Below are 23,346 nucleotides of genomic sequence, written 5' to 3' on the forward strand. Positions count from 1 at the left end.
CGTCGACGCGTGCGAGTCGTGCCCGTGCCCGTGCCGCCCGTCAGATTTTCGCGGTCAGCGTGATCCCGACCGTGCGCGGATCGCCGTACAGCACCGGATACGCGCCATACGACGGCAGCAGCTCGAGCTTCTTGTAGACCTTGTTGGTCAGGTTCGTCACGTAGCCCGTCACGATGTACTTCTGGTTCGGCGTCGTGTAGGAAAGGTGCGCGTTCAGCACCGTGTAGCCGCCCTGCCAGAGCTGCGGCATCGTCTGCCGGGTCGCGCTGAAGTATTCGCGGCTGCGGTAGTTCACGTCACCGCCTGCGATCAGCGTGCCGAACGACACCGGTACGCGATAGTCGAAGCCCGCATTGATCGTCGTATGCGGCGAGCGCGCGAACGAGTTGCCGACGGCGGTCGGCACGTAGCGGAACTCCGTGTAGCGCGTGTTCAGCATCCCGAGGTTCGCGAACAGGTAGAGGCTGTTGACCGGCTGCGCCTTCAGCTCCAGTTCGAAGCCGTCCGCGCGCCCCTGCCCCGCATTCGACAGCGTCGACACCGGCGGGCCGCCGAACGGGTTCGGCGCGAGCGCGAACACCTGGATGTCGCGATAGTCGTAGTGGAACACGCTCGCGTTGACGATCAGCCGCTTGTCGAACCACTCGCTCTTGATGCCGACTTCATAGTCGGTCAGGTACTCCGGCGACACGGTCGACACCGTGCTCTGCGTATACGCGTTGCCGTTGTAGCCGCCCGAACGGAAGCCGCGCGCATAGCGGAAGTACGCACGCACGTTGCTGCTGAGCGCGTATTCGGGCGTGAGGTCCCAGGTCGGCGCGCGCCAGGTGTTCGTCTGGTTCTGCCGCGCGCTGACCGCCAGCGGCGACGACACCGACGACGGCTCCCACCAGCTGCCCGGATTGTCGAACGTCACGTTGCCGGTGCCCTGCAGCCCGGTCAGGTTGATGTTCTTGCGCTCGATCGTGTAACGCAGCCCGCCCGTCACGTTGAAGCGGTCGGTAAACCGGTACTTTACGCTGCCGAAGATCGCCGCGCTCTGCGTGTGCTGCGTGAGGTCGGTCAGGTGGTAGAACGCGGGTGACGGCGAACCCGGCAAGCCGCCGCCGGCGCCCTGCTCGGCCAGCTGCTCGGTGAACAGGTGCGTGCCGACGAGCCAGCTCAGCCGGTCGTTCTGCGGCGATTCGAGCCGGAATTCCTGCGAGAACTGGCGGCTCGACAGGCGATCGTGCGAGCGTGCGGCGTCGAACGCCGAATAGTCCTCGTCGTCCTGGTACCAGCGGTGCAGCCCTTCGAACGCGGTGATCGACGTGAGCGTGACCGCCGGATTGATGCGCCAGTGCGCGGTGAGCGACGTGCCCCAGGTCGAGATGTGATCGCTCGACGGCGCGTTGAGCGACACCGTGTACGGATCGCTCGAGCCGACGAAGCCGAACTGGTTCGCGCCGCCCGGCCCCGCGCCTTGCGCGTGCCACGCATTGCCGCCGCCCGTGTAGTTGCGGCCGTGGATGTTGAACAGGAAGTTGGTGTCCGACGTGGGCACGGCGAGCACCTGGAAGCGCACCGCGTTGTCGTGGAAGCCGCCGAAGCGCCCTTGCTGCACCGTATTCGTGTAGAAGCTGTCGGCGTTCTCGTGATACACCGACACGCGCGCGGCCAGCACGTCGTTCTTGCCGATCGGCCCGCCGATCGCGGCCTCCGCGAGCCGGCTGTTGTACTGGCCGAGCCCGATCTTGCCGTAGCCGCTCACGTCGAAGGTCGGCTTCTGCGACGTGATGCTGAGCGCGCCGCCGACCGTGTTCTTGCCCCACAGCGTGCCCTGCGGGCCGCGCAGCACTTCGATGCGGTCGAGGTCGAACAGCGGGAAACCCTGCCCGAACACGCTGTTGATGTACACGTCGTCGAAGTACACGCCGATCGGGCTCAGCGACAGGTCCGACGGATCGTTGCTGCCGACGCCGCGCAGGAACCAGCGCGGCCGCTCGCGGCCCTCGGTCGATTGCCCGGTGAAGTTCGGCACGTACTTCGTCACGTCGTTGACCACGCGCAGCTCGTTGTTCCTGATCGCGTCGCCGCTCAGCGCGCTCACCGCGACCGGCACGTCCTGGATGCTCTCCTTGCGCCGGCGCGCGGTCACGGTGACCGTGCCGAGGTTCGTTTCGCGGATGGCCGTGCCGCGGGTCGCACGGGCCGCCGTCGGTGCAGCCGCGGCAGCATCGTCCGTGCCCGGTTGTGCCGGTTTCGCGTCCGGTGCCGCCGCCACCGCACCTTCTTCCGCCCACGCGGGCAACGATACGGCTCCGCCCGTCAGCAGTCCCCCCAGCGCGGTGACGATTAGTTTTTTCCTGAACATCGATGAGTCATCCTGTTTGATCGGTTGAACGCACGTGCGTGCGCGACGCACGGGTTCCCTGTTGCAATTCGGATGCCAGCCTCGAGAAGCCCGTCGTATCGGGCTTCCGGCAGGTATGCGGGGTGCGCGTTGCTGCATGCGCATCTGTGAACGGAAGCAAACTGCTTGTCACGCAACACTGCCGGATCGCGAGACACCCGCTCCGATGGTCGTCAGGAGAGCTTTGCTGTCACGGGCCGCGACGCATCGCGCCGCCCATGTGCGACGCGCAACGCGCACGCGACCAGCACGACGACAGGCAGCCAGCACAGAAACACGGCCTGCAACCCGACGGCCGGCACGAGCGCACTGCCGGCCAGAGGGCCGCAGAACGCGCCCGTCATCGACGCGAGGTTGTACAGGCTCGACACCTGGCTCTTGTCCGCCGGGTGACGGCCGAGGCGCTGCATGTTGACGAGATGCAGCAGCGACGAGCCGGCGCACAGCACAGCGAGCCCCGCGCCGACGATCCACGCGTCACGGGCGAGCCCAAGCGCGAGCAGGCCGGCCACGGCACCGGCCAGGCTGAGCCCGTGGCAACGGCGCGCGCTCAGCCGCTGCGCGACATGGCCGAGCCCGAACAGCGCGATCACCGCGACCACGCCCTGCAACGTCAGCAGCGCGACGGCGTGCGCCTGGGACAACCCGAGCGACTGGATCGCGAGCACGACCGTATACGCGCCGGCAAGCGAACGCGTCGCACTGTTCACGGCCTCCAGCACGAGTTGCTCGCGCACGTCGTGATTCCATGCGAGCGCCAGCAACGCGCGCAGGCCGCCGGTTTCCGGTTGGGCGCCGCGCGGCACGGCCTCGGCGTCGCCGAGCAGCGTCCGGCTGAACAGCGCCATGCCCGCGAAGCTCGCCGACGCCGCGCAGAACGTCGCGACCGCACCATGCGCGCCGATCAGCCAGCTCGCGAGCCACGGCCCGACCATGCCGGTTCCGACCGACATCGCCGCGCGGTACCAGCCGGCGCGCGCGAGGCCGATCTGCGCGAGACGCGCGAGAAACACGCCGTTGATGGACACGATCCGGAACGGGATGCACAGCCCGATCAGCACTTGCGTGAGCGCGATCAGCGGCCATGCGCCGGTATACGGCACGACGAGGTTGAGCAGCATCGGCCCCATGCTCGCGGCGAAGTACACGCGCCGCGCACCGTAGCGCGCGACGAGCAGCCCGGCCGGCAGCGTCATCAGCGCGATGCCGAGCGGCTCCATCGCGGCGATGATGCCGAGCCGCGCGCTGTCGACGCCGAGCGCGAGCGCATACAGCGTCATCGCGAGCTGCGCCATGCTGATCGTCGTGCCGCTCGCGAGCGCCAGCAGCATGAAGCCGCCGGTGAAGCGCTCGCGCCGCCATGCGTCGGCGACGCGTGCCGGCGCGCTCACCGCGCGGCGTCGCAGGACAACGGTGCGATGCCGTCGAGCGCGCGCCGGTCGATCCACGCGCGCACGTCGAAGTCCGCAGGCAGGAACCGCCATTCGACGAGGAAGCGCTTGAAATCGTCGAGCGCGGCAATCGACGCTTCGTCGAGATCCGTGCGCAGCCGCCGGTGCACGTCGGTGCCGTACGCGAGCCGCAGCCAGTCGTGACCCGATCCCGTCTCGCGGCCGAGATAGCCGAGCACTTCCTGCTCGTGCTCGCGCGCCCAGCCTTCGACGTCGGTCACGCGCGCGAGGAAGCGGCGAACGATGTCGGGATGGCGTTCGAGCGTCGACGCATTGACGGTCAGCGGCCGAGGCGAGCCGTTGTTGATGCGGATCTGCGGATCGGGATGAAAGCCGATGTCGACGACCGGCTGCGCGCCGATCAGGTGCGCGGTTTCGAGCCCGAGCGAACCCTTCACGTAGATCGCGTCGACCTCGCCGCGCACGAGCGCGGCCGCTTCCGCCGCATAAAGACGCCGGCTGGACAGACTCGACGGATGGCTGAATGCCGCGTCGCGCGTCAGCGGCGTCGACACGGGCGCGCGCAGGTTCGACGCGGGCACGTCGACCCATTCGACGTCGGCGGGGCCGAGCCCGTCGAGCGACAGCGCGCTGACGAAGCCGCGCAGCGCCGCCGCGCGGAAGATGTCGATGCGTTCGCCGTCGCGGCGCGGCAGCCCGATGCGGCGCCCGCGCAGGTCCCTCGGCCGCTTCAGGCCGGTTTCCGGCAACGCGACGATCGCCTGCGCCTCGTCGACCCAGGTCAGCGCGACCACCCGGGTATCGGCGCCGGAGGCGCGCGCCCACAGCGCGGGAATGCTGCCGCCCTGCCGGAACGTGTTGTCGAGCGAATGATCGACGTGCGCGCGATGCAGCGCCGCGTGCTGGCTCTCCTGCAGCGCGCGGACGGTGATGCCGTCGCCGGCGAACTCGCTGTCGAGCCAGCCGAGATGCGCGGCGATGCCGAGCGGCGTCGGCACCGGACAGCGCGTGTACCAGATCGACTGGACGTGATGGGAAGCCGTGATGCTCATGGATGCGTTCGGAAAAGGAGTCGTGAACCGCGCGTCAGCCGCGCGGCGCGGTGAGCACCGACAGCCGCGTGATGCCCGCATGCTCGATCGCGGCCATCAGCTTCGCGACGGTGCCGTACGGCACGTGCTCGTCGGCCTGCAGGTCGAGCGCGACGTCGGGCCGGCCGGCCTTCAGCGCGGCGAGCTCGGCCGGCACCGCGGCGAGCGCGACCGCGCGCTTGTCGAGATACACGACGCCCTTGTCGTCGACGCTCACGGTGACGTTCGGCTTGCGGTCGGCCGGCGCCGTGGCGACGGTGTTCGGCAGGTTCACGTGCACCGCGTTGTTGAGCAGCGGCGCCGTGACGATGAACGCGACGAGCAGCACGAGCATCACGTCGACGAGCGGCGTGATGTTGATTTCACTGAGCACGTCGTCGTTGTCGGAAGAGGACGAGAAGGCCATTATGCGAACGCCTCCTGACGGGTGCCGTCGGCACGGCGTGCCGGCGCGGGCGCGGTGGCGGCGGGCGGCACGCGGAAACCGGCCTTCTGCGCGAGCGTGACGAAATCGGTTGCGAACGCATCGAGATCGGCCGACGCGGCCTTCACGCGGCGCACGAAGAAGTTGTACGCGAGCACGGCCGGCACCGCGACCGCGATGCCGATCCCGGTCGCGACCAGCGCCTCGCCGATCGGCCCCGCGACCACATCGATGCTCGCGGACGCACTGTGCGTGATCGCGGTCAGCGCGTGGATGATGCCGAACACGGTGCCGAACAGGCCGACGAACGGCGCGGTGCTGCCGATCGACGCGAGCACGGCGAGCCCCGCTTCCGCGCGCCGGCGCGCGTTGTGGATCTGCTGGCGCAGATGGCGTTCGAGCAGGTCGTGGCGGCTCCAGCTGTGTTCGAGATCTTGCGCGCTGCTTTCGTCGGCGCGGCGCAGCGCGTCGAAGCCCGTCGCGGCGAGTTCGCCCACGGGGCTGTCGGCGCCGTCGAGCGCGGCCGCCTCGTGGAAACTGTTAGCGGCCCAGAACGCGCGCGTGTAATGCCGGTTGCGTGCGCTCGCACGCAGGCTCTGGATCGTCTTCACGACGATCAGCGTCCACGTGACGACGGAAAAGACGACGAGCAGCCAGAGCGCGCCCTGGACGATGAAGGTGGTCGGGATACCGTTCATGATGTGAGTTCCTTGAAAAATGTGGCGGGCCGCCCGGTCGGTCAGCCCAGCTTGAAATCGATCGGCACATTGACCCAGCCGTCGACCGCTTCGTCGCCGCGCTTCGCGGGCACGAACGTCCAGCGCTTCACGGCGGCCACCGCTGCGTTGTCGAGCATGCGGCGGCCGCTGCTCGTGCGGACGTCGACGGCATCGGGCGTGCCGTTCGCGAGCACGTGCACGCGCAGCACGACGCGCCCTTCCCAGCCCTGGTCCTGTGCAAAGGCCGGGTAGTCGGGCGCCGGGTTGCGCAGGTAGGCGGCGTCGCCGATCGGCGCGGTTTCACGCACGGGCGCCGCCGGCGCGGCGGGTGCGGGAGCAGTTGTGGCCTGTGCGGCTACGGCCGGTGCCGTCGGCGCGGGTGCCGCCTCGCGCATGACAGGCTGCGTGGCAGCCGGCGCAGGCGCCGGATGCGCGACGGCCGCACGCGGCTTCGGCGGGGTCGGCGCCTGCTTCAGCGGCGGCTGCGGCTTCGGCACCACCGGCGGCGGCGGATGCGCGGCCTGCGGCAACGGTTCGGGCGGCCGCGTCAGCTCGACCGTCATCGGCAGCGGCCGCGGCGGCTGCACGGGCGACGCTACGGGGGCACGCGCGGCCAGCAGCGCGACGCCCGCATGCAGCGCCGCTACGGCAAGTGCAACCGCACCCGTGACGCGCCACTGGCCCGGCTTCGCCGCGCGCGCATCCGGCCGTGCGGCAGGCGAAGCCGACGGCGGCCATGCAGCAGCCACCGCGGCGGCCACACCCGCGCCCGTGCGCGGCGCTGCACGTGCCGCATGCCGGCGCGCCGGCGGCACGCCGTATTCGATCGTCAGACCTGTCATGCTCGACTCCTTGCAATGACGCGCCGCGGCGCGCTACGCGACCCACGCATGGCGTTGCCGGTCGATGCGCGTGAACGGCGCCGGGTCGATCCATGCGCGCGCATCGAAATCCTGTTCGAGAAAACCCCACTCGACGAGGAAGTCCTTGAACGCGACCAGCCCGTCGATCGACGTCTGCGCGAGCCCCGTCTCCAGATGGCGGTGCACGTCCGCGCCGTACGCATAGCGCACCCATTCGTCGGACGCGCGCGTTTCGCGGCCGATATAGGCCACCGTCTCCGCCGGATGACGCGCGGCCCAGTCGCCCGCGCCCACCACGACCGACAGGAAGCGGCTCACGAGATCGGGGCGCGCGTCGATCAGTGCGCGATCGACGGTCAGCGTGCGCGGCGTGCCGTTGCCGATCCGCACCAGCGGATCGGGGTGCGCGCCGAGATCGATGACCACCTGCGCGTCGATCAGGTGCACGGTTTCGAGCCCTTCGACCCCTTTCACGAACACCGCGTCGACCTCGCCGCGCACGAGCGCCGCGATCTCGATCCCGTACTCGTGCGGGCCGCGCGTAAACGATGCCGGCCCGGTGCGGCGTTCGCGTTCATCGGGCAGGTCGACCCATTCGGCGTCGCCGTGCCCGAGCCCTTCCAGTTCGAGCGCGCTCAGGAAGCCTTTCAGCGCGGCAGCGCGCCAGAAGTCGATGCTGATCGGATGGCGCGGCAACCCGAGCCGCCGGCCGCGCAGATCGCGCGCGGTGCGGATGCCTCGATCGGGCAGCGTGACGATCGCCTGGAACTCGTTGGTCCACGACAGGCCGATCACGCGCGTATCGGCGCCGCGTGCCCGCGCCCACAGCGCCGGAATGTTGCCGCCCTGCCGGAACGAGGACGGGAGGCTGTGATCGAAGTGCGATTCGCGCTTGCCGGCGTCGGCCGTTTCCTGCAGCGAATGCAGCGCGATGCCGTCCGGCCCGAACTCCTCGTCGAACCAGCCGCGGTGCACGGCGATGCCGAGCGCGGTCGGCACCGGGCAGCGCGTGTACCAGAGTGCGTCGCGGGCCGTGGCCTGCGCAGCGAGTGTCGTCATGGTGAATGTCCTTGTCGTTGGAATGCGGGGGGATGCCGTTGCGCTCATGCGCCGGCCACGCGCAGCGCCGCCTGCGTGCCGCGCGCGTTCAGCGCGCCGTCGACGAGCGGCAGCACTTCCTCGCCCACGCGGTACGCCTCCTCGAGATGCGGGTTGCTCGCGAGGATGAACGTCGACACGCCGATGTCGACGTATTCCGCGAGCCGCTCGGCCACCTGCTCGTGGCTGCCGACGATCACGCAGCCGGGGCCGCCGCGAATCTGCGACATCCCGGCCCACAGGTTCGGGCCGACGATCAGGTCGTCGAAGTGCTGCGTGTTGCCCTGGTGCAGCGCGAACTGGCGTTTGGCACCGACCGATTCCGACGACGCGCCGCGCCCGCCGAAGCCGTTGCGCGTCGCGTCACCCACCGTCGCGAACATCTGCCGCAACTCGGCCCACGCCTGCTCCTCGGTCTCGCGCGCCAGGATGTCGATGCGCATGCCGAAGCGCAGGTCGCGCTCGGCGTTCTGGCGATCGAGCGCGCGGCGGGCCGCATCGATCACCTCCTTCTGTTTCGCGAGCGGCTCGCCCCAGCTCAGGTGCACGTCGCCATGCTTCGCGGCGACCGCGAGCGCGGCATCGCTCGCGCCGGCCAGGTAGATGCGCGGCGGTTTCTGGCCGCTCAGCGGCGGCAGCAGGCCGCCGCCTTCGACGCGGTAGAAGCGTCCGTCGAACGTGAACGGCTCGCCGGCCGCGACGCCCTTCACGACGTCGAGGAATTCGTCCGTACGCGCATAACGGCTGTCGTGATCGATGAAGTCGCCGTACGCGCGCTGGTCGGGGCCGCCGCCGCCCGTGACGACGTTCCACTCCACGCGGCCACGGCTGATCCGCTGCAGGCTCGCGGCCATCTGCGCCGCGTAGACGGGATGCACGAAATGCGGCTGCAGCGCGATCAGGAGCCGCAGCCGGCGCGTCTCGCGCGCCAGCGCGGCCGCCACGACCCACGGCTCCTCCGTGAAGCGGAAGATCGGGATCAGCGCGCCGTGGAAGCCGGCGATATCGGCCGCGCGCGCGACCTGCGACAGATAGTCGATGTAGCCGAATTCGTCGTCGTCGACTTTCGGCGCGACGCGCGATCCGCGCTGGCGGTTCCATTCGCCGCGTGTATGCAGGTCGTGTGCGCGCCTGCCGTCGCCATGCATCGGCAGGCGCCACAGAAATTCAACAGCCATCGGGATTCTCCTGGTCGGGCCATTCGGATTGCGTGCGGCATCGCCGTGCCGCCCGTGTGCTGCGCTGTAAAGCACGCGGTGTGCCAACCTGCCCGACGCGGCACCTGCGCGGCCGCCTGCAAACCTGCGCGGCGCCTTGCACGCCGGGCGTCGACGGCAACCGGATCGCACACGTCCGGCCGTGGCCGGCACGGTCGCGACAGGCCCGTGCCGTGCTGCTGCATCGGCCGCACCGCTGCTGCGCGCGCAACAGCGGCCCACGCGACTGTTGCTGGCGCAACAGGCCATGCGTCGACACGTGCATCGCCCTTTTCGCGCGACGCCCGCACCGCGTGCGGCCGCGCCGTTTCCGTTCACTGGCCCGGAACTTGCAACGCTGACCGGCCCGCGCGTGCGCACCGACACCGAGCGGCACCGCGCGCGACCGCGCTTCGACCATGCTTACGCAGAGAGGGAATCTCACACATGACAGACAGGCCCGATTCGTCATCGGACAAGCAGCAGACGTTCTGGTACGCCCGATCGCCCGTGCCGACCCCGCTCGGCATCGCCGTGCATCTCGGCTGGCTCAACGGCGAGACGTCGGCCGACGGCGTCGCGATCCGCTCGCCGCGCGGCGCCACGCGGCACGACGTGTCGTCGATCAGCGACCACACGCTGACGCAGTCGTTTCGCCAGGGCGGCAGCATCCCCGCGATGTGGGCGCGCTCGAACGGCGCGAACACGCGCGTGATCGGGCTGTCGTGGGTCGACGAATCGCAGTTGATCCTCGCGCGGCCCGAGTCGGGCATCCGCTCCGTGAAGGCGTTGCGCGGGCGCCGCGTCGCGATCCCGAGCCGCCCCGACGACCGCATCGACATCTTTCGCGCGTCGGCGCTGCGCGGCTTCGTCAACGCGCTGAGCCTCGACGGGCTGACCACCGCCGACGTCGAACTCGTCGACGTGCATGCACGCACGCTGCAGGCCGTCGGGCCGGCGCGCGCGGCGGACCTGTTCGCGTCGCCGCACGGCTTCTCGAGCCGTGCGCTGTACGCGGCCGAAGCCGGCGCGCTGCTGCGCGGCGAGGTCGACGCGATCTACGTGAAGGGCTCGACCGGCCTCGAGATCGCGCAGCTGATCGGCGCGCACGTCGTGATCGACATCGGCTTTCATCCGGAGCGCTCGATCCGCAACAACAACGGCACGCCGCGCCCGCTGACCGTCAACGCGGACGTGCTCGCGAACCATCCGGACATCGTCGCCGGCTTCCTGAAGCTCGTGGTCGCGGCCGGCGAATGGGCCGGCACGCATCCCGACGAAACCGCGCACTACGTGGCCGGCGAAACCGCGTCGTCGATCGACTGGGTTCGCGCCGCGTACGGCAACCAGCTGCACCGGCACCTCGGCGTCAACCTCGACGACGAATCCGTCGCGGCGCTCGACGACTTCAAGACGTTTCTGCACGACCGGGGTTTTCTGGAAGCCGACTTCGACGTCGCCGACTGGATCGACCCGCGCCCGCTCGCCGACGTGCTGCGGCCGTCGCGGCAGAAACGCGCGTGAGCCACTGAGTGAGCCCCCGCGTGAGCCTCTTTTCCGCCCACTGATCCCGACCATCATGAAACACACGCTCTCCCTCGCTTCGCTGCGCCGCCCGCTGCGTGCGCTGTTCGCCGCGCTGCCGCTTGCCGCGGCATCGCTCGCCGCACCGGCCGCGCACGCGGACGATGCGCCCAAGGTGGTGCGAATCGCCGTCGTCGCCTATTCGGGCGGCGGCAAGACGCAGTACGCGGGCGCCTCCGCGCTGATCGACGCCGACAAGTCGCTCGAGAAGGCACTCGCCGCGCGGCACGTGAAGCTGCAATGGGTACCGGTGTCGACCGCGGCGGTCGGCACGCTCGTCAACGAAGCGTTCACGAACGGCAGCATCGACTTCGCGGGCTACGGCGACCTGCCGTCGGTCGTCGTCAACGCGTCGGGCACGCATACGCGCCTGATCGTGCCGGGCGGGGTCGGCAGCAACACGTATCTCGTCGTGCCGGCCGGCTCGAGCGCGAAGTCGATCGTCGACCTGAAAGGCAAGCGCATCGCGCTCAATCGCGGCCGGCCGTGGGAAGTCACGTTCAGCAAGCTGCTCGCCGAGAACGGGCTGAAGCTGTCCGACTTCAGGATCTACAACCTCGACCCGCAGGCCGGTGCGGCAGCGGTCGCGGCCGGCCGCGTCGACGGCTTCTTCACGCTGTCCGACGCGTATTCGCTCGTCGACAAGAACGTCGGCAAGATCATCTGGTCGACCAAGACCGCGCCCGACGACTGGAAGATGCGCGCGGAACTGTGGGCATCCGACGATTTCGTGCGGCGCTACCCCGACATCACGCAGCTCGTCGCGACCGCCTACGTGCGTGCCGCGCACTGGATCTCGCAGCCGCAGAACCGCGATGCGTACGTGAAGATCCTGAGCGCGTCCGGCCAGCCGGAAAGCGTCGTGCGCCGCGAATACGCGGACGAATCGACGCCGTGGAAGGAGCAATGGACGCCGCTCTTCACGCCCGCGCTGACCGGCCACTACCGCGACGTCGTCGCGTACAGCCGCCAGGCCGGCCTGACGTCCGCGCCGGTCGACGTGAACGCGCTGCTCGCGCCGACGTTCGTCGCGACCGCGCTCAAGCAGCTCGGGCTCGACGGCTACTGGCGCGCAGACACGGCGCGCGTCGCGAGCCGCTGATGCCGATGCACGCCCTCGCGTCGAACGGCGCACGCGCGATCCGCCTGCCCGGCGTCGCGCGGCTCGGCGGGCTCGCGCTGTGGTGGGCCACGCCCGTCGCGTTCGCCACGCTGTGGTGGCTCGCGAGCGCGCAGCGCTGGTTCCCGCCGCAGCTCGTCGTGCCGCCCGGCCGGCTCGCGGCGACGCTGCGCACCCTGCTCGACACCGGCGAACTGCGCGACAACCTGGTGATCACGCTGCATCGTCTCGCGCTCGGGTTCGCGATCGGCGCGGCGGGCGGAGCCGCGTTCGGCATCCTGCTGGCGCGCAGCCGGCTGTTCTCCGACTACCTGCGGCCGACGTTCGACCTGCTGCGGCAGGTGCCGACGCTCACGCTGATTCCGCTGCTGATCCTGCTGATCGGCGTCGACGAGCCGCTGAAGCTCGTCGTCGTCGGCAAGGCCGTGTTCTTCCCGGTCGCGCTGGCCGCGTACACGGGCGTGCACGACGCGCCGCGCGACCTCGTCGAGATGGCACGTCACTACGGGCTCGGCCGCTTCGCGCTGCTGCGCGACGTGCTGCTGCCGGCCGCGCTGCCGCCGCTGCTGACCGGCGTGCGGATCGCGCTTGCGCGCGCGTGGCTCGCGCTCGTCGCGGTCGAGCTGCTCAGCGCCGACAGCGGGATCGGCCAGATGATGGAACTCGCGCGGCAGATGCTGCGGCTCGATGTCGTGCTCATCGACGTCGCGGTGATCGGGCTGATCGGCTTCGCGATCGACCGGTCGATCGCGCTCGTGCAACGCTACGCATTGCGCTGGCAAGCGCCGTCGCACTGACCTGACTGGATACGCTTCGAAATGACGCTCGCCATACGCTCTCTCTCGCTCGCCCCGCTGCGCCGCCGCGCGCGCGGCTTCGTCGTGCCGGCCCTGCTGGTGGCCGCATGGCAGTTCGCGTCGTCCGGCGACGCGGCCCATCAATACGCGTTCGTGCCGTTGCAGCAGGTGGGCGCCGCGCTGGTCGAACTCGCCCGCAGCGGCGAACTCGCGACCGATCTCGGCGCGAGCCTGCGCCGCACGACGCTCGGGTTGGGCTTCGGCGTCGCGTTCGGGCTTGTATTCGGCGCGGCGATGGCGCGCTCGACGCTCGCGCGCAAGCTCGGCGAGCCGGCGTTCCAGGCACTGCGCTACGTGCCGCTGCTCGGGCTGATTCCGCTGCTGAGCCTGTGGGCCGGCACCGGCGAATTCGCGAAGGTGCTCATCATCGCCCTCGCCGCGTTCTACCCGATGACCACCGCCAGCTTCGACGGGCTGCGCCGCGTCGATCCGCGCTACGTCGAACTCGCGCAGTCATATCGCCTGACGCGTATCGGCCTGTGGCGCGACGTGCTGATTCCCGGCGCGCTGCCCGACCTGTTCGCGGGCGTGCTGCAAGCCGTGCCGTTCGCGTGGATCACCGCGACCAGCAGCGAGCTGCTGTTCAACGCGGGCGCGGGGGTCGGCAGCCTGATGCAGAACGCGCAGGCCGGTGCGCGCGCCGACGTGCTGCTGGTCTGCGTGCTCGGGGTGACGGCGCTCGCCGTCGGCATGAGTGCGCTATGCGAGCGGATCGCGCAGCGCGCGCTGCGCTGGCGCGATCACGCCTGACGGCGCAGCCGCGCGTCGGCGTCGCCTCCGTCACCCGCATCGCGCGGCTTCAGGATGCCGAGCTGCGCGAGCCGCGCACGCACGATGTTGCGCGACTGGTCGAGCAGACGCGACATGCGCAACTGGTTGTGCTCGCTGTAGTCGAACACGCTGCGGTAGACGGTGTCCTCGATGTGCTGCCAGAGCGACGGCGTGCCGAGATCCAGCAGCTCGATCACCGCATGGCGCAGCGCATCGGTCGCCTCGGCCACGTCGCGCGCACGGCGCGGCGGTGCCACCGCCGGGGCGCGCGGGTCGTCGGCATCGGGCGCGAGCGACAGCGCGGAGAACTGCAGGTCGCCCACATCGATCGCGCCACCCGCACAGATCAGCACCGCGTGGTGGATCACGTTCTCGAGTTCGCGGATATTGCCCGGCCACGCGTGCGCGTGCAGCCGTGCGCGCGCGGCGTCCGTGAGCGTCGGCGCGGCGACGCGCAGCCGCTTCGCATAGGTGTCGATGAAATGTTCGATCAGCGGCGCGATGTCGCCGAGGCGCTCGCGCAGCGGCAGCAGGCTCAGCTTCACGACGTTGAGCCGGTAGTAAAGATCCTCGCGGAAATTGCCCGCGCGCACCGCGGCTTCGAGATTCACGTTGGTCGCCGCGACGAGCCGCACGTCGATCTTCACGGTCTTGCGCGAGCCGACCGGCGTCACTTCGCGCTCCTGCAGCACACGCAGCAGCTTGACCTGCGCGGACAGCGGCAGGTCGCCCACCTCGTCCAGAAACAGCGTGCCGCGATTCGCGGATTCGAACCAGCCGGGCTGGCTGTTGATCGCGCCGGTAAACGCGCCGCGCTCGTGGCCGAACAGCTCGCTTTCGATCAGCGTCTCGGAGAATGCGCCGCAGTTGACCGCCACGAACGGGCCGTCATGGCGCTCGCTCAGCGAGTGCACGAGGCGCGCGATCAGCTCCTTGCCGGTGCCGCTCTCGCCGGTGACGAGCACGGTCGCGTCGCTCGGCGCGACGAGCTGGATGCGCTCGAGCAGCACCCGCGATTTGGGATCGTCGAACGTCAGCGCCTTCGCACGGATCGTGATCGCATGCGAATTCGGGTCCGGCAAACTGAAGATGGCCATGGCACGACCGGCGTATTGAACGGGGAAGGTCCGACGATAGCAAGGCGCGCGCCGGGGATGAACCAATTCATCGAGCTATCGGTATGACGGCGGCCGGATTGCGCCGGCCGCCGCGCGAGCTCACGCGATGTCACGCGAGACCGGTCATCTTCCATTGCTGCTCGAGCGCGCCCGGCCCGAACTCGAGCGAGCCGCCGAGCGGCTCCGCGAGCGCCTGGAAATACGCGGCTTCCTCGAGGATCAGGATGTACTTCGACACGTCGAGGATCGATTTTCCCCAGAAGGTTGCGCCGCCGTTCGCCTCGATGATCGCCGGTACCTCGGGGTCGCGGCGGATCGTGTCGACGATGAAACGCGGCTCCCCGGGACGACGATCGACGTACACCGGAATCTCGCGGGCGCGCGTGTAGCGCGCGGCCGGCGCATAGCGGATCGGCAGCGGGCGATGCGCGCTCGCCCATGCGCCGAGATACGGGCCGTGCACGTGGATCACGACACCGACGTCCGGCGCCTCGCGGAACACGTCCGCGTAACGCGGCCCGTTGCCGCCCGCGCGCGCGTCGCCATGCAGCACGTCGCCGTCGAACGTCACGACGACCGGCTGGATTTCCTGCGAGGCGGCCCACGGGCTCGGCGCCGACAGCGCGACGACGAGCTCGGTGCCCGGCACGCGCTGGAACGCCTGGAACGTGTTGGTCGCGGACAGCGTGCGCGTGTCCTTCAGCACGCGTGCGGCCTGCGTGAATTCGCGCGTGGCACGCTCGACGAATGCCACGAGTTCGCCGCTGTCGATGGTTGGGGTAACGGACATGAGGATGGTTTCCTTGATCGGGTGGACGGAGGGAATCGCAACGCAACGTCGCGACACACGCCGACCGGATCAGCAGCAATCGTGCCAGCCGGGCGCGCACGCATCGAACGCCCGCGCCGCGGTGCGGGCCGGTCATGCACGACGCCCGCGGCACGATCCATGCACCTGCCTTTGTTGCGGGAGCAACAGCCCGCCGGCCCGGATTGCTGCGCGACGCGCAGCCGGCGCATGCGTGCGGCACACGCGGTACGACGCAACGGCCCGTCGCGCCGCGCGCCGCACATGCAACGGATGCGCTGGTTCGAAACTTGCGTCGTGCTCGGCCCGCGCCATGCACCGTCCGGCGCTTCCGATCCGATCTCATCGACCTCCATCCGACCATGACGCTTCTCCCCCTGCGCGGCTGCGCCGCGCGCGCACTGCTGGCTTCGGCGCTCGCCGTATCGTCTTTCCTCTCGCACGCGGCTTCGCCCGGCCGCGTTCCCGCGCCCGACCCGCTGCAGGGCGACGGCCGCGTGTCCGCGTTCTACACGTGGGACCGCGACATTCCGGCGACGCCCGGCGCGCTGCTGCGCACCGAGCCGCTGCCCGCGACGCTCGGGCTCGCGAGCGCGGCGCGCCAGTTGCGGATCCTCTATGCGTCGACCGACGGTGTCGGCGGTCACACGCCGATCGCCGTGTCGGGTGCGCTGTTCGTGCCGCGCGGCACGCCGCCCGCCGGCGGCTGGCCGATCGTCGCGTGGGCGCACGGCACGTTCGGGATGGCCGACATCTGCGCGCCGTCGTGGTTCGGCTGCTCGTATCGCGACGTGCGCTACCTGAACGCGTGGCTTCAGCAGGGGTTCGCCGTCGTCGCGACCGACTATCAGGGGCTCGGCACGCCGGGCCCGAATCCGCAGCTCAACAACCGCTCGAACAGCTACACGCTGCTCGACAGCGTGCGCGCGGTACTCGGCGGCGTGCCGGGTCTCGCGAACGAGGTCGTGCTCGTCGGCCAGTCGCAAGGCGGCTCGGCCGTGTTCGCGGCGGCCGGCTACGCGCCCGCGTATGCGCCCGAACTCGCGATCCGCGCGACCGTCGCCACCGGGACGATCTACAACGCATCGCCCGCCACGCTCGCGTCGCTGCCGAAGTTCGACAGTGCCTACCGGCGCGATCCCGAGCGTGTCGATCCGACACTCGCGTATCAGTTCTACTCGATGCTCTCCGCCCAGCAGATCGACCCGTCGCTGCGCGCGGACGAAGTGCTGACCGACCAGGCGTTGCCGATCCTCGAACAGGCGCGCATCGGTTGCCTCGCGTCGCTCGAGGACGACGCGGCGCTCGCGCACCTCACGCATGCGAACACCGTGAAGCCCGGCGGCGATGCACGGCTGAAAGCGTGGTGGGACGCGTACCTGACGTACCCGACGCTGAAGATCGCGACACCCGTCTTCATCGGCGCGGGCGCGGACGACGGGCTCGCGCCGCTCGAACTCGCGCTTGCGAAGGACGCGTGCGCGGCGGGCACGACCGTCGAAGCACACCTGTATGCGGGCCGCGAACACAACGGCACCGTGAACGCGTCGCTCGCCGATTCGATTCCGTTCGTGAAGCGCGTGCTTGCCGGCGAGACGATCCACCCGGTCTGCACGCCCGCCGCGCAGCAGGCCGTGTCGCGATAACGCGCGCCGCGCGCTTTGCACGCCGGCGCGAATGCATTTCCGAATCCGTTATTGGATCGCGCCGCCGCGCATTTTTATACTCGTCAGCACTCTCTTCCAAAGAGTGCCAGCCAATCTCGACAGAACAGCACAGGACGAACCTATGAGCCTACGCCCCTTGCACGACCGCGTGATCGTGAAGCGACTCGACCAGGAAACCACCACCGCGTCGGGCATCGTGATCCCCGACAGCGCCGCGGAAAAACCCGACCAGGGTGAAGTGATCGCCGTTGGCCCCGGCCGCAAGGATGCGGACGGCCAGCGCATCGTGCCCGACCTGCAGGTCGGCGAGCGCGTGCTGTTCGGCAAGTACGCGGGCCAGGCCGTCAAGCTGGACGGCACCGAGTTTCTCGTGCTGCGCGAGGAAGACATCGTCGCAGTCGTCAACCAGTAACGGAGCGCAATCATGGCAGCGAAGGAAATCATTTTCAGCGACGTCGCACGGGCCAGGCTGACCGAAGGCGTGAACATTCTCGCGAACGCGGTGAAGGTCACGCTCGGGCCGAAGGGCCGCAACGTCGTGCTCGAACGCAGCTTCGGCGCGCCGGTCGTCACGAAGGACGGCGTGTCGGTCGCGAAGGAAATCGAACTCGCGGACAAGCTGCAGAACATCGGCGCGCAGCTCGTGAAGGAAGTCGCGTCGCGCACCAGCGATGCGGCCGGCGACGGCACCACGACGGCCACCGTGCTGGCGCAGGCGATCGTCCGCGAAGGCCAGAAGTACGTCGCGGCCGGGCTCAATCCGCTCGACCTGAAGCGCGGCATCGACAAGGCCGTCGCGGCGGCCGTCGACGAGCTGAAGAAGATCAGCCGTCCGACCACCACGAGCAAGGAAATCGCGCAGGTCGCGACGATCTCCGCGAACGGCGAGGAATCGATCGGCCAGCGCATCGCGGAAGCGATCGACCGCGTCGGCAAGGAAGGCGTGATCACCGTCGAGGACGGCAAGTCGCTCGCGGACGAGCTCGATGTCGTCGAAGGGCTGCAGTTCGATCGCGGCTACCTGTCGCCGTACTTCATCAACAATCCCGACAAGCAGATCGCCGAGATCGAAAGCCCGTACATCCTGCTGCACGACAAGAAGATCTCGAACATCCGCGACCTGCTGCCGGTGCTCGAACAGGTCGCGAAATCGGGCCGGCCGCTGCTGATCATCGCGGAAGACGTCGAAGGCGAAGCGCTCGCGACGCTGGTCGTCAACAACATCCGCGGCATCCTGAAGACGGTGGCCGTGAAGGCGCCGGGCTTCGGCGACCGCCGCAAGGCACTGCTCGAAGACATCGCGATCCTGACCGGCGGCCAGGTGATCGCCGAGGAAACGGGCCTGACGCTCGAGAAGGCGACGCTGGCGGAACTCGGCCAGGCGAAACGCATCGAGGTCGGCAAGGAAAACACGACGGTGATCGACGGCGCGGGCGATACGAAGAACATCGAGGCGCGCGTGAAGCAGATCCGCGTGCAGATCGAGGAAGCGACGTCGGACTACGACCGCGAGAAACTGCAGGAACGCGTCGCGAAGCTCGCGGGCGGCGTTGCAGTGATCAAGGTCGGCGGTGCGACCGAGATCGAAGTGAAGGAGAAGAAGGACCGCGTCGACGACGCGCTGCACGCCACGCGCGCGGCCGTCGAGGAAGGCATCGTGCCGGGCGGCGGCGTCGCGCTGATCCGCGTGCGGCAGGCGATCCGCGAACTGCAGGGCGTGAACGCCGACCAGAACGCGGGCATCAAGATCGTGCTGCGCGCGCTCGAGGAACCGCTGCGCCAGATCGTCACGAACGCGGGCGAGGAAGCAAGCGTCGTCGTCGCGAAGGTGGCCGACGGCTCGGGCAACTTCGGGTACAACGCGCAGACGGGCGAATACGGCGACCTCGTCGAGTCGGGCGTGCTCGATCCGACCAAGGTCACGCGCACGGCGCTGCAGAACGCGGCGTCGGTCGCGGGGCTGCTGCTGACGACCGATGCCACCGTGTTCGAAGCACCGAAGGATGCGGCACCGGCGGCTGCGCCGGGCGGCCCGGGTGCGGGCGGGCCGGGTTTCGATTTCTGATGACCCGACGCGTATGCCGGTTCGCCGGCATGCGCGACCGGCACGCACAGCGAAACGCAGGCAACGCGTGGCGACGAAAGTCGTCACGCGTTTTTTGCATGGGACTGGCAAAAACGGGCGGCGTGGCGGGCCGCCGGCACGCTCGGGTAAGATGAACGCCCGTCCGCCGCCCCGCCGTCCACGCCATGCCGACCGTACAAACCATTCTCGACGACTACGAACGCCTCGGCTGGACCGGCAACGATCCGATGTCGCAAATGCTGGCGCTGCGGCGCGACAACCCGGCGGCACTCGCCGACCTCGTGATCGCTTCGTTCGATCGCGAGCTGTCGCATGCGACCTTCCTCGACGCCGCACTCGACCTGATGGACGACACCGCTTTCGCGAACGTCACCGCCGCAGCGTGGCAACGCATCCGCGACGGCGCATGGAACACGCGGCTCGCGAGCGTGTTGTCGAGCGCGGCAATACAGGCGCCGCAGGTATTTGCCGGTCACTGGGACGTGTTTCTCGACGTTGTGACCGCGAAGCGGTCGCCGCACCTGTACTACGAGGAAAACGCGTGGCGGATGCTCGATCCGGCGACGGTCGAAGCATGGCGCGGCCGGCTTGCCGAGCCCCCCTCCGGCGACGACGCGATGCGCGAACGCGCCGTCGCGCTGCTTCATTCGCGACACCCCGCGGCCGTTCGCGACGCGGCGGCGCGGCTGTTTTCCGACGATCCGGGCAAGTGCGCCAACTGGCTCATGTCTGCCGGCTATGCGCAGGAACACGACACGTTGCGCGCGCTGCATGGCGAGTCGCCGCTACACATCGACTTCGGCCCGACGCTGCGTGCGCCGAGGCTCCGCGAGATGCCGAAGTGGAAACGCGAGATTGACGCGCATCACCCGACCTGGCACGCACGCGATTCGCATCGATCGGGCGCGCGCTTCGGCGGCGTGTCGACGCATCGATGCGGCCTGTGTCACGAGCCGCTGCATCGGTTGCTGATGCTACCGCAACCCGCGGCAGCCGGCATCGACAGCGCGACACCCGTATCGTTCGACACCTGCCTGTCGTGCGTCGGCTGGGAGAGCGACGGCCCGCTGTTCCACCGGCACGACGACGCAGGCAACGCCTGCGCGCACCCGTCCCAGCAACGCGACATCGCGATCCAGCCCGAGTATCCGGCGGCCGCGTTCGTGGAGGCCGACGTTGCGCTCTTCGCCGCACCGGCACGCTGGACACGGCAGGACTGGGGCGAATCGAACGGCCGGCAGAACCTGAGCCGTGTCGGCGGCGCGCCGTCGTGGGTACAGTCGGCGTGGTATCCCGACTGTCCGGATTGCGGCCGCAAGATGTCATTCGTCATGCAACTCGACTCCCACTTTCCGCAAACGGACGGCGGCGAATGGCTGTGGGGCAGCGGCGGCGCGAACTACACGTTCTGGTGCGCGCCGTGCCGCACCAGCGCGCACCTCTGGCAGTGCACGTAGCACGCACCGGCCACGCAACCTTTACGACCTTTTTACTTGCGGCCGCGCGTGCGTTCACTAGAATGTGTTCGCCATCCATCACCGAGTACGCACCATGCGCATCCGAAGTCCTCGCCCTCCGAGTTGCTTTTCTGCCTGACAGGCAGGACGCCTGCGTCTCTCTTTTTCCCGAGCCACCGTCCTGCCAGCAGGCGGACGGTGCGCGCCGTAGTCATTCCCGTGCACGCTTGAACACGACGTCGATGCGTTGATCGCGCGTCGTGCGGGCAAGCGTGTTCCCGCGGAACATCCCTCGCAACGTCGCGCCATCGATCCGCCAGCCCGGCAACGATCGCCTGGCATGCCCGCATCCGGCATGTCGATCCGGTCACATTGCTTTGCATCCCTGATTTAACCCGCTGAAGTTCCCGATACCGGAGCCCGGTCATGTTCGAGATCGACAAGCAGTACACCCGCGAATTCATCCACACCGCCTGCGGCGGCAGCAAGCAGGCGTTCCTGCCGACGAAGAACGGCAAGGTCGTGGCCGCCTGCCTGCGCACGGACCTCAACCCGCATGCGCCCGACGTGATCCTCTGCGACGGCAGCGCGTCCGCGCGCGCGGCCGGCAGGACGCTCGCCGCGCAACGCGATGCGATTCCGGTGTTCATCAGGATGGAAACAGACGCATTCCGCTTCGTCGGCCGGTACGTCGTCAGCGAATCGCTCACCGCACCGCTCGACTGCGCGCCTTACGTGCGCAACAGCGGCTTCACGTCCGGGCAGATCTCGCGCGTGCTGAAGCTCAAGCGCTGCTGACGCGCGCAGCGCACGCCCTCCCGGTCGCCTTTCATCAAGGAGCAATCATGCTTGGCCTGACGTTCTGGAAACACGTGATCGGCACACGACCCGATGCCGCCCGCGACGATCGCGCGACGGCGCTCGGCCGGCACCGCGTGCGCTCGAGGACGCTGGTGCTGACGAGCGCCGCGGTGGCATTTGCGGCGATCGCGTTCGGTGCGCCGGTCGTCGGCATTTCCGTGTTCTTGCTGACGACGTTGCCGTTCGTGCTGTCGGGTACCTGACGACGTCCTTGTCAGGCACGCGGCGGGCGCCAGCGCAATCGATACGAAATTTTAATGCGGCGCCCCCGCGTCTCTGACACCGTCTTTACACGCTTTTGTCTAGGATTTCCCTGTCACCCCGACACGGAGAGATCCGCATGCAAACGCAGCAGGCCGCCGCCGGCGGCCAACCCGACCTTCCCTACCGACGCGGCGGCGCAACGTTCGCGACCCGGCTGGCCGACGCCTGCCCGCCGGACAACATTCTGCTCGACGTACCGGTCGAAAGCGCGATCCAGTTGTTCGACCTCGTCGCGCGCTATATCGAGCGCAGCGGCGGTGTGTCCGCGGAACGGATCAGGACCGAACTGACGAAGCGCGAGCACCTCGGCTCGACCGGCCTCGGCCAGGGCGTCGCGATTCCGCATGCGCGTGTCACCGGCCTCCGCTCGGCCATCGCGCTGTTCGTTCGCGCGCAGTATCCGTTCCCCTTCAACGCACCGGATCGCAAGCCCGTGCGCGAATTCATCGTGCTGGTGCTGCCGCAGGAAGACAACCGCGCGCACCTCGAACTGCTCGCCGACGCGGCGCGCTGTTTCAGCGAACGCCCGTTCCGGCAGTCGTCGCGCGACGCACTGACGCCCGACGAGATTCACCAACTGATGCAACGCACGTATTGATGCCGTCGTGATGCCGCGTCGTGCGGCAACACGCACTCCCTTCATCCATTCGGATTCCCATGTTCCCAGACCCTGAAAGTCCCACCCCGACGTCGCGCCGCGTAGCCGGCCTGGCGCGCTCGCTGCCGTTCATGCAGGCCCTGCACGGGCAGACCGTCGTCATCGTCGAAGGCGGCGCCGCGAGCGACGCACGCGCCCGCCACGCATTCGCGCAGGATGTCGCGCTGCTCGCACTCACCGGCGTTCGCCCGATCGTCGTGCAGGGCGTGCCGGCCGCATCCGGTACGCAATCGATCCACGCCGTTCATGCGGCGATGGCGGGCGTCAATCATGAACTGGTGCGCCTGATCGGCGGTCACGGCGCCAAGGCGATCGGCATCGACGGCCACGACGGCGGCCTGCTGGTGGCGAGCGCCCATTCCGACCGCACCGACACGAGCGCGGTCGCCCGCTTCGACGGCACGGCGCTGAACGCGTTGCTCGAGAACGGGCTGGTGCCCGTCGTGATGCCGGTCGCCCCGGACGACGCAGGCCATGATCACCTGCTGCGCGCGGAACAGCTCGGCAGCCTCTTCGCGCAGCGCACCGGCGCCGTCACGCTGGTGATGATGGTCGACAGCGCGCTGCTGCGCGAACTCGGCGAGCTCGCCGGGCTCTATGGCATCACGGAACTCGAGCAATGGCTGGCCGAGCATCCGGCCGCAACCGCAGCGCCTTGCGTGCGGGAAGCGCTCGATGCGCTCGCGCACGGCGTGCAGAACGTCCATCTCGCCGATATCGGGCAACCCGAATCGCTGATCGACGAACTGCTGACGGAGGAAGGATCGGGGGTCGTGTTCTGCCGGCGCGGCAACACCGACCTGCTGGCGGAAACCCGCCGCTACTTCGCGGATTCGGCGAGCGTGCTGCGCGACGGCTTCAACGTCGAGCAGAAGCAGGTCGTGCGGTTCTGAATTTTGC

22 protein-coding genes are annotated in these 23,346 nt (G+C 69.2%); 12 read left to right on the forward strand and 10 right to left on the reverse strand.

The window, feature by feature from the left end; genetic code table 11:
• Positions 1–40: 40 nt before the first annotated feature.
• From ABIC51_RS15320 to ABIC51_RS15355, 8 genes are all read right to left on the reverse strand, one after another.
• Positions 41–2,353 (reverse strand): TonB-dependent receptor, encoded by a 2,313-nt coding sequence (locus ABIC51_RS15320; RefSeq protein ID WP_175899322.1) that lies wholly within the window; start codon positions 2,351–2,353, stop codon positions 41–43.
• A 212-nt stretch (positions 2,354–2,565) separates the two neighbouring features.
• Positions 2,566–3,783: an MFS transporter gene (locus tag ABIC51_RS15325; protein ID WP_175899320.1), complete on the reverse strand. Its 1,218-nt coding sequence runs from the start codon at positions 3,781–3,783 to the stop codon at positions 2,566–2,568.
• The gene (locus ABIC51_RS15330) at positions 3,780–4,856 is read right to left on the reverse strand and encodes an ABC transporter substrate-binding protein (RefSeq protein WP_175899318.1); all 1,077 of its coding nucleotides are present in this window, start codon (positions 4,854–4,856) and stop codon (positions 3,780–3,782) included. Before ABIC51_RS15330 ends, ABIC51_RS15325 begins: the two co-directional genes overlap by 4 nt.
• Positions 4,857–4,890: 34 nt before the next feature.
• On the reverse strand, positions 4,891–5,301 hold the full coding sequence (locus ABIC51_RS15335; RefSeq protein ID WP_009694203.1) for an ExbD/TolR family protein: 411 nt from the start codon (positions 5,299–5,301) through the stop codon (positions 4,891–4,893).
• Positions 5,301–6,017, reverse strand: coding sequence for a MotA/TolQ/ExbB proton channel family protein (locus ABIC51_RS15340; RefSeq protein WP_175899316.1), 717 nt, complete (start codon positions 6,015–6,017; stop codon positions 5,301–5,303). Before ABIC51_RS15340 ends, ABIC51_RS15335 begins: the two co-directional genes overlap by 1 nt.
• Before the next feature lie 41 nt (positions 6,018–6,058).
• The gene (locus ABIC51_RS15345; RefSeq protein WP_175899314.1) at positions 6,059–6,880 is read right to left on the reverse strand and encodes an energy transducer TonB; all 822 of its coding nucleotides are present in this window, start codon (positions 6,878–6,880) and stop codon (positions 6,059–6,061) included.
• 33 nt (positions 6,881–6,913) lie between these two features.
• Complete coding sequence (locus ABIC51_RS15350; RefSeq protein WP_027790748.1) at positions 6,914–7,960, reverse strand: ABC transporter substrate-binding protein; 1,047 nt, start codon at positions 7,958–7,960, stop codon at positions 6,914–6,916.
• Positions 7,961–8,004: 44 nt separating this feature from the next.
• Positions 8,005–9,177, reverse strand: a complete 1,173-nt coding sequence (locus ABIC51_RS15355) for an LLM class flavin-dependent oxidoreductase (protein WP_226128135.1) — start codon at positions 9,175–9,177, stop codon at positions 8,005–8,007.
• Positions 9,178–9,642: 465 nt separating this feature from the next.
• Here ABIC51_RS15355 and ABIC51_RS15360 point away from each other — a divergent pair, with 465 nt between their 5' ends.
• The 4 genes from ABIC51_RS15360 to ABIC51_RS15375 are packed head-to-tail and all read left to right on the forward strand — an operon-like array spanning position 9,643 to position 13,506.
• Positions 9,643–10,719, forward strand: coding sequence for an ABC transporter substrate-binding protein (locus tag ABIC51_RS15360; protein WP_059692909.1), 1,077 nt, complete (start codon positions 9,643–9,645; stop codon positions 10,717–10,719).
• Positions 10,720–10,774: 55 nt separating this feature from the next.
• Positions 10,775–11,881: a PhnD/SsuA/transferrin family substrate-binding protein gene (locus tag ABIC51_RS15365; RefSeq protein WP_027790745.1), complete on the forward strand. Its 1,107-nt coding sequence runs from the start codon at positions 10,775–10,777 to the stop codon at positions 11,879–11,881.
• Complete coding sequence (locus ABIC51_RS15370) at positions 11,881–12,696, forward strand: ABC transporter permease (protein ID WP_334053980.1); 816 nt, start codon at positions 11,881–11,883, stop codon at positions 12,694–12,696. Before ABIC51_RS15365 ends, ABIC51_RS15370 begins: the two co-directional genes overlap by 1 nt.
• Before the next feature lie 21 nt (positions 12,697–12,717).
• Complete coding sequence (locus ABIC51_RS15375; RefSeq protein ID WP_027790743.1) at positions 12,718–13,506, forward strand: ABC transporter permease; 789 nt, start codon at positions 12,718–12,720, stop codon at positions 13,504–13,506.
• On the opposite strand, the gene ABIC51_RS15380 is transcribed toward ABIC51_RS15375, so the two are convergent.
• Positions 13,497–14,624: a sigma-54 interaction domain-containing protein gene (locus tag ABIC51_RS15380; RefSeq protein ID WP_334053979.1), complete on the reverse strand. Its 1,128-nt coding sequence runs from the start codon at positions 14,622–14,624 to the stop codon at positions 13,497–13,499. The genes ABIC51_RS15375 and ABIC51_RS15380 overlap by 10 nt on opposite strands.
• 130 nt (positions 14,625–14,754) lie before the next feature.
• A complete protein-coding gene (locus ABIC51_RS15385) occupies positions 14,755–15,435 on the reverse strand; it encodes a class II aldolase/adducin family protein (RefSeq protein ID WP_027790741.1) in 681 nt (226 codons plus the stop codon).
• A gap of 380 nt (positions 15,436–15,815) precedes the next feature.
• On the opposite strand from ABIC51_RS15385, the gene ABIC51_RS15390 reads away from it, so the two are divergent.
• The 8 genes from ABIC51_RS15390 to ABIC51_RS15425 all read left to right on the forward strand — a co-directional run bounded on the left by ABIC51_RS15390 (position 15,816) and on the right by ABIC51_RS15425 (position 23,339).
• On the forward strand, positions 15,816–17,099 hold the full coding sequence (locus ABIC51_RS15390) for a lipase family protein (RefSeq protein WP_354006538.1): 1,284 nt from the start codon (positions 15,816–15,818) through the stop codon (positions 17,097–17,099).
• Positions 17,100–17,241: 142 nt separating this feature from the next.
• A complete protein-coding gene (gene groES, locus ABIC51_RS15395; protein ID WP_027790739.1) occupies positions 17,242–17,532 on the forward strand; it encodes a co-chaperone GroES in 291 nt (96 codons plus the stop codon).
• A 12-nt stretch (positions 17,533–17,544) separates the two neighbouring features.
• Entirely contained in the window at positions 17,545–19,185 is a 1,641-nt protein-coding gene (groL, locus tag ABIC51_RS15400) for a chaperonin GroEL (protein WP_334053978.1), read from the forward strand.
• Between the two features lie 185 nt (positions 19,186–19,370).
• A complete protein-coding gene (locus tag ABIC51_RS15405) occupies positions 19,371–20,663 on the forward strand; it encodes a hypothetical protein (RefSeq protein ID WP_334053977.1) in 1,293 nt (430 codons plus the stop codon).
• Positions 20,664–21,089: 426 nt separating this feature from the next.
• Positions 21,090–21,461 carry a DUF6697 family protein gene (locus ABIC51_RS15410; RefSeq protein ID WP_059665016.1) on the forward strand — a complete coding sequence of 124 codons (372 nt, stop codon included), beginning with the start codon at positions 21,090–21,092 and terminating at the stop codon, positions 21,459–21,461.
• Between the two features lie 47 nt (positions 21,462–21,508).
• A complete protein-coding gene (locus ABIC51_RS15415) occupies positions 21,509–21,727 on the forward strand; it encodes a hypothetical protein (protein WP_021156746.1) in 219 nt (72 codons plus the stop codon).
• Positions 21,728–21,864: 137 nt separating this feature from the next.
• Positions 21,865–22,386 carry a PTS sugar transporter subunit IIA gene (locus ABIC51_RS15420; RefSeq protein WP_146252456.1) on the forward strand — a complete coding sequence of 174 codons (522 nt, stop codon included), beginning with the start codon at positions 21,865–21,867 and terminating at the stop codon, positions 22,384–22,386.
• Positions 22,387–22,445: 59 nt separating this feature from the next.
• Complete coding sequence (locus tag ABIC51_RS15425; RefSeq protein WP_124918256.1) at positions 22,446–23,339, forward strand: amino acid kinase family protein; 894 nt, start codon at positions 22,446–22,448, stop codon at positions 23,337–23,339.
• Positions 23,340–23,346: the final 7 nt, after the last annotated feature.

It is taken from the genome of Burkholderia sp. 572 (assembly GCF_040545135.1).
Lineage (GTDB): Bacteria > Pseudomonadota > Gammaproteobacteria > Burkholderiales > Burkholderiaceae > Burkholderia > Burkholderia cepacia.

Excerpts from the sequence above, each read along its gene's own strand:
- ABIC51_RS15360 (WP_059692909.1), top strand. The coding sequence starts at position 9,643 with ATGACAGACAGGCCCGATTCGTCATCGGACAAGCAGCAGACGTTCTGG.
- ABIC51_RS15335 (WP_009694203.1), bottom strand. The coding sequence starts at position 5,301 with ATGGCCTTCTCGTCCTCTTCCGACAACGACGACGTGCTCAGTGAAATC.
- ABIC51_RS15340 (WP_175899316.1), bottom strand. The coding sequence starts at position 6,017 with ATGAACGGTATCCCGACCACCTTCATCGTCCAGGGCGCGCTCTGGCTG.
- ABIC51_RS15345 (WP_175899314.1), bottom strand. The coding sequence starts at position 6,880 with ATGACAGGTCTGACGATCGAATACGGCGTGCCGCCGGCGCGCCGGCAT.
- ABIC51_RS15415 (WP_021156746.1), top strand. The coding sequence starts at position 21,509 with ATGCTTGGCCTGACGTTCTGGAAACACGTGATCGGCACACGACCCGAT.
- ABIC51_RS15390 (WP_354006538.1), top strand. The coding sequence starts at position 15,816 with ATGACGCTTCTCCCCCTGCGCGGCTGCGCCGCGCGCGCACTGCTGGCT.
- ABIC51_RS15320 (WP_175899322.1), bottom strand. The coding sequence starts at position 2,353 with ATGTTCAGGAAAAAACTAATCGTCACCGCGCTGGGGGGACTGCTGACG.
- ABIC51_RS15405 (WP_334053977.1), top strand. The coding sequence starts at position 19,371 with ATGCCGACCGTACAAACCATTCTCGACGACTACGAACGCCTCGGCTGG.
- ABIC51_RS15425 (WP_124918256.1), top strand. The coding sequence starts at position 22,446 with ATGTTCCCAGACCCTGAAAGTCCCACCCCGACGTCGCGCCGCGTAGCC.
- ABIC51_RS15420 (WP_146252456.1), top strand. The coding sequence starts at position 21,865 with ATGCAAACGCAGCAGGCCGCCGCCGGCGGCCAACCCGACCTTCCCTAC.
- ABIC51_RS15385 (WP_027790741.1), bottom strand. The coding sequence starts at position 15,435 with ATGTCCGTTACCCCAACCATCGACAGCGGCGAACTCGTGGCATTCGTC.
- ABIC51_RS15410 (WP_059665016.1), top strand. The coding sequence starts at position 21,090 with ATGTTCGAGATCGACAAGCAGTACACCCGCGAATTCATCCACACCGCC.
- ABIC51_RS15355 (WP_226128135.1), bottom strand. The coding sequence starts at position 9,177 with ATGGCTGTTGAATTTCTGTGGCGCCTGCCGATGCATGGCGACGGCAGG.
- ABIC51_RS15330 (WP_175899318.1), bottom strand. The coding sequence starts at position 4,856 with ATGAGCATCACGGCTTCCCATCACGTCCAGTCGATCTGGTACACGCGC.
- ABIC51_RS15370 (WP_334053980.1), top strand. The coding sequence starts at position 11,881 with ATGCCGATGCACGCCCTCGCGTCGAACGGCGCACGCGCGATCCGCCTG.
- ABIC51_RS15380 (WP_334053979.1), bottom strand. The coding sequence starts at position 14,624 with ATGGCCATCTTCAGTTTGCCGGACCCGAATTCGCATGCGATCACGATC.
- ABIC51_RS15350 (WP_027790748.1), bottom strand. The coding sequence starts at position 7,960 with ATGACGACACTCGCTGCGCAGGCCACGGCCCGCGACGCACTCTGGTAC.
- ABIC51_RS15365 (WP_027790745.1), top strand. The coding sequence starts at position 10,775 with ATGAAACACACGCTCTCCCTCGCTTCGCTGCGCCGCCCGCTGCGTGCG.
- groES (WP_027790739.1), top strand. The coding sequence starts at position 17,242 with ATGAGCCTACGCCCCTTGCACGACCGCGTGATCGTGAAGCGACTCGAC.
- ABIC51_RS15375 (WP_027790743.1), top strand. The coding sequence starts at position 12,718 with ATGACGCTCGCCATACGCTCTCTCTCGCTCGCCCCGCTGCGCCGCCGC.
- groL (WP_334053978.1), top strand. The coding sequence starts at position 17,545 with ATGGCAGCGAAGGAAATCATTTTCAGCGACGTCGCACGGGCCAGGCTG.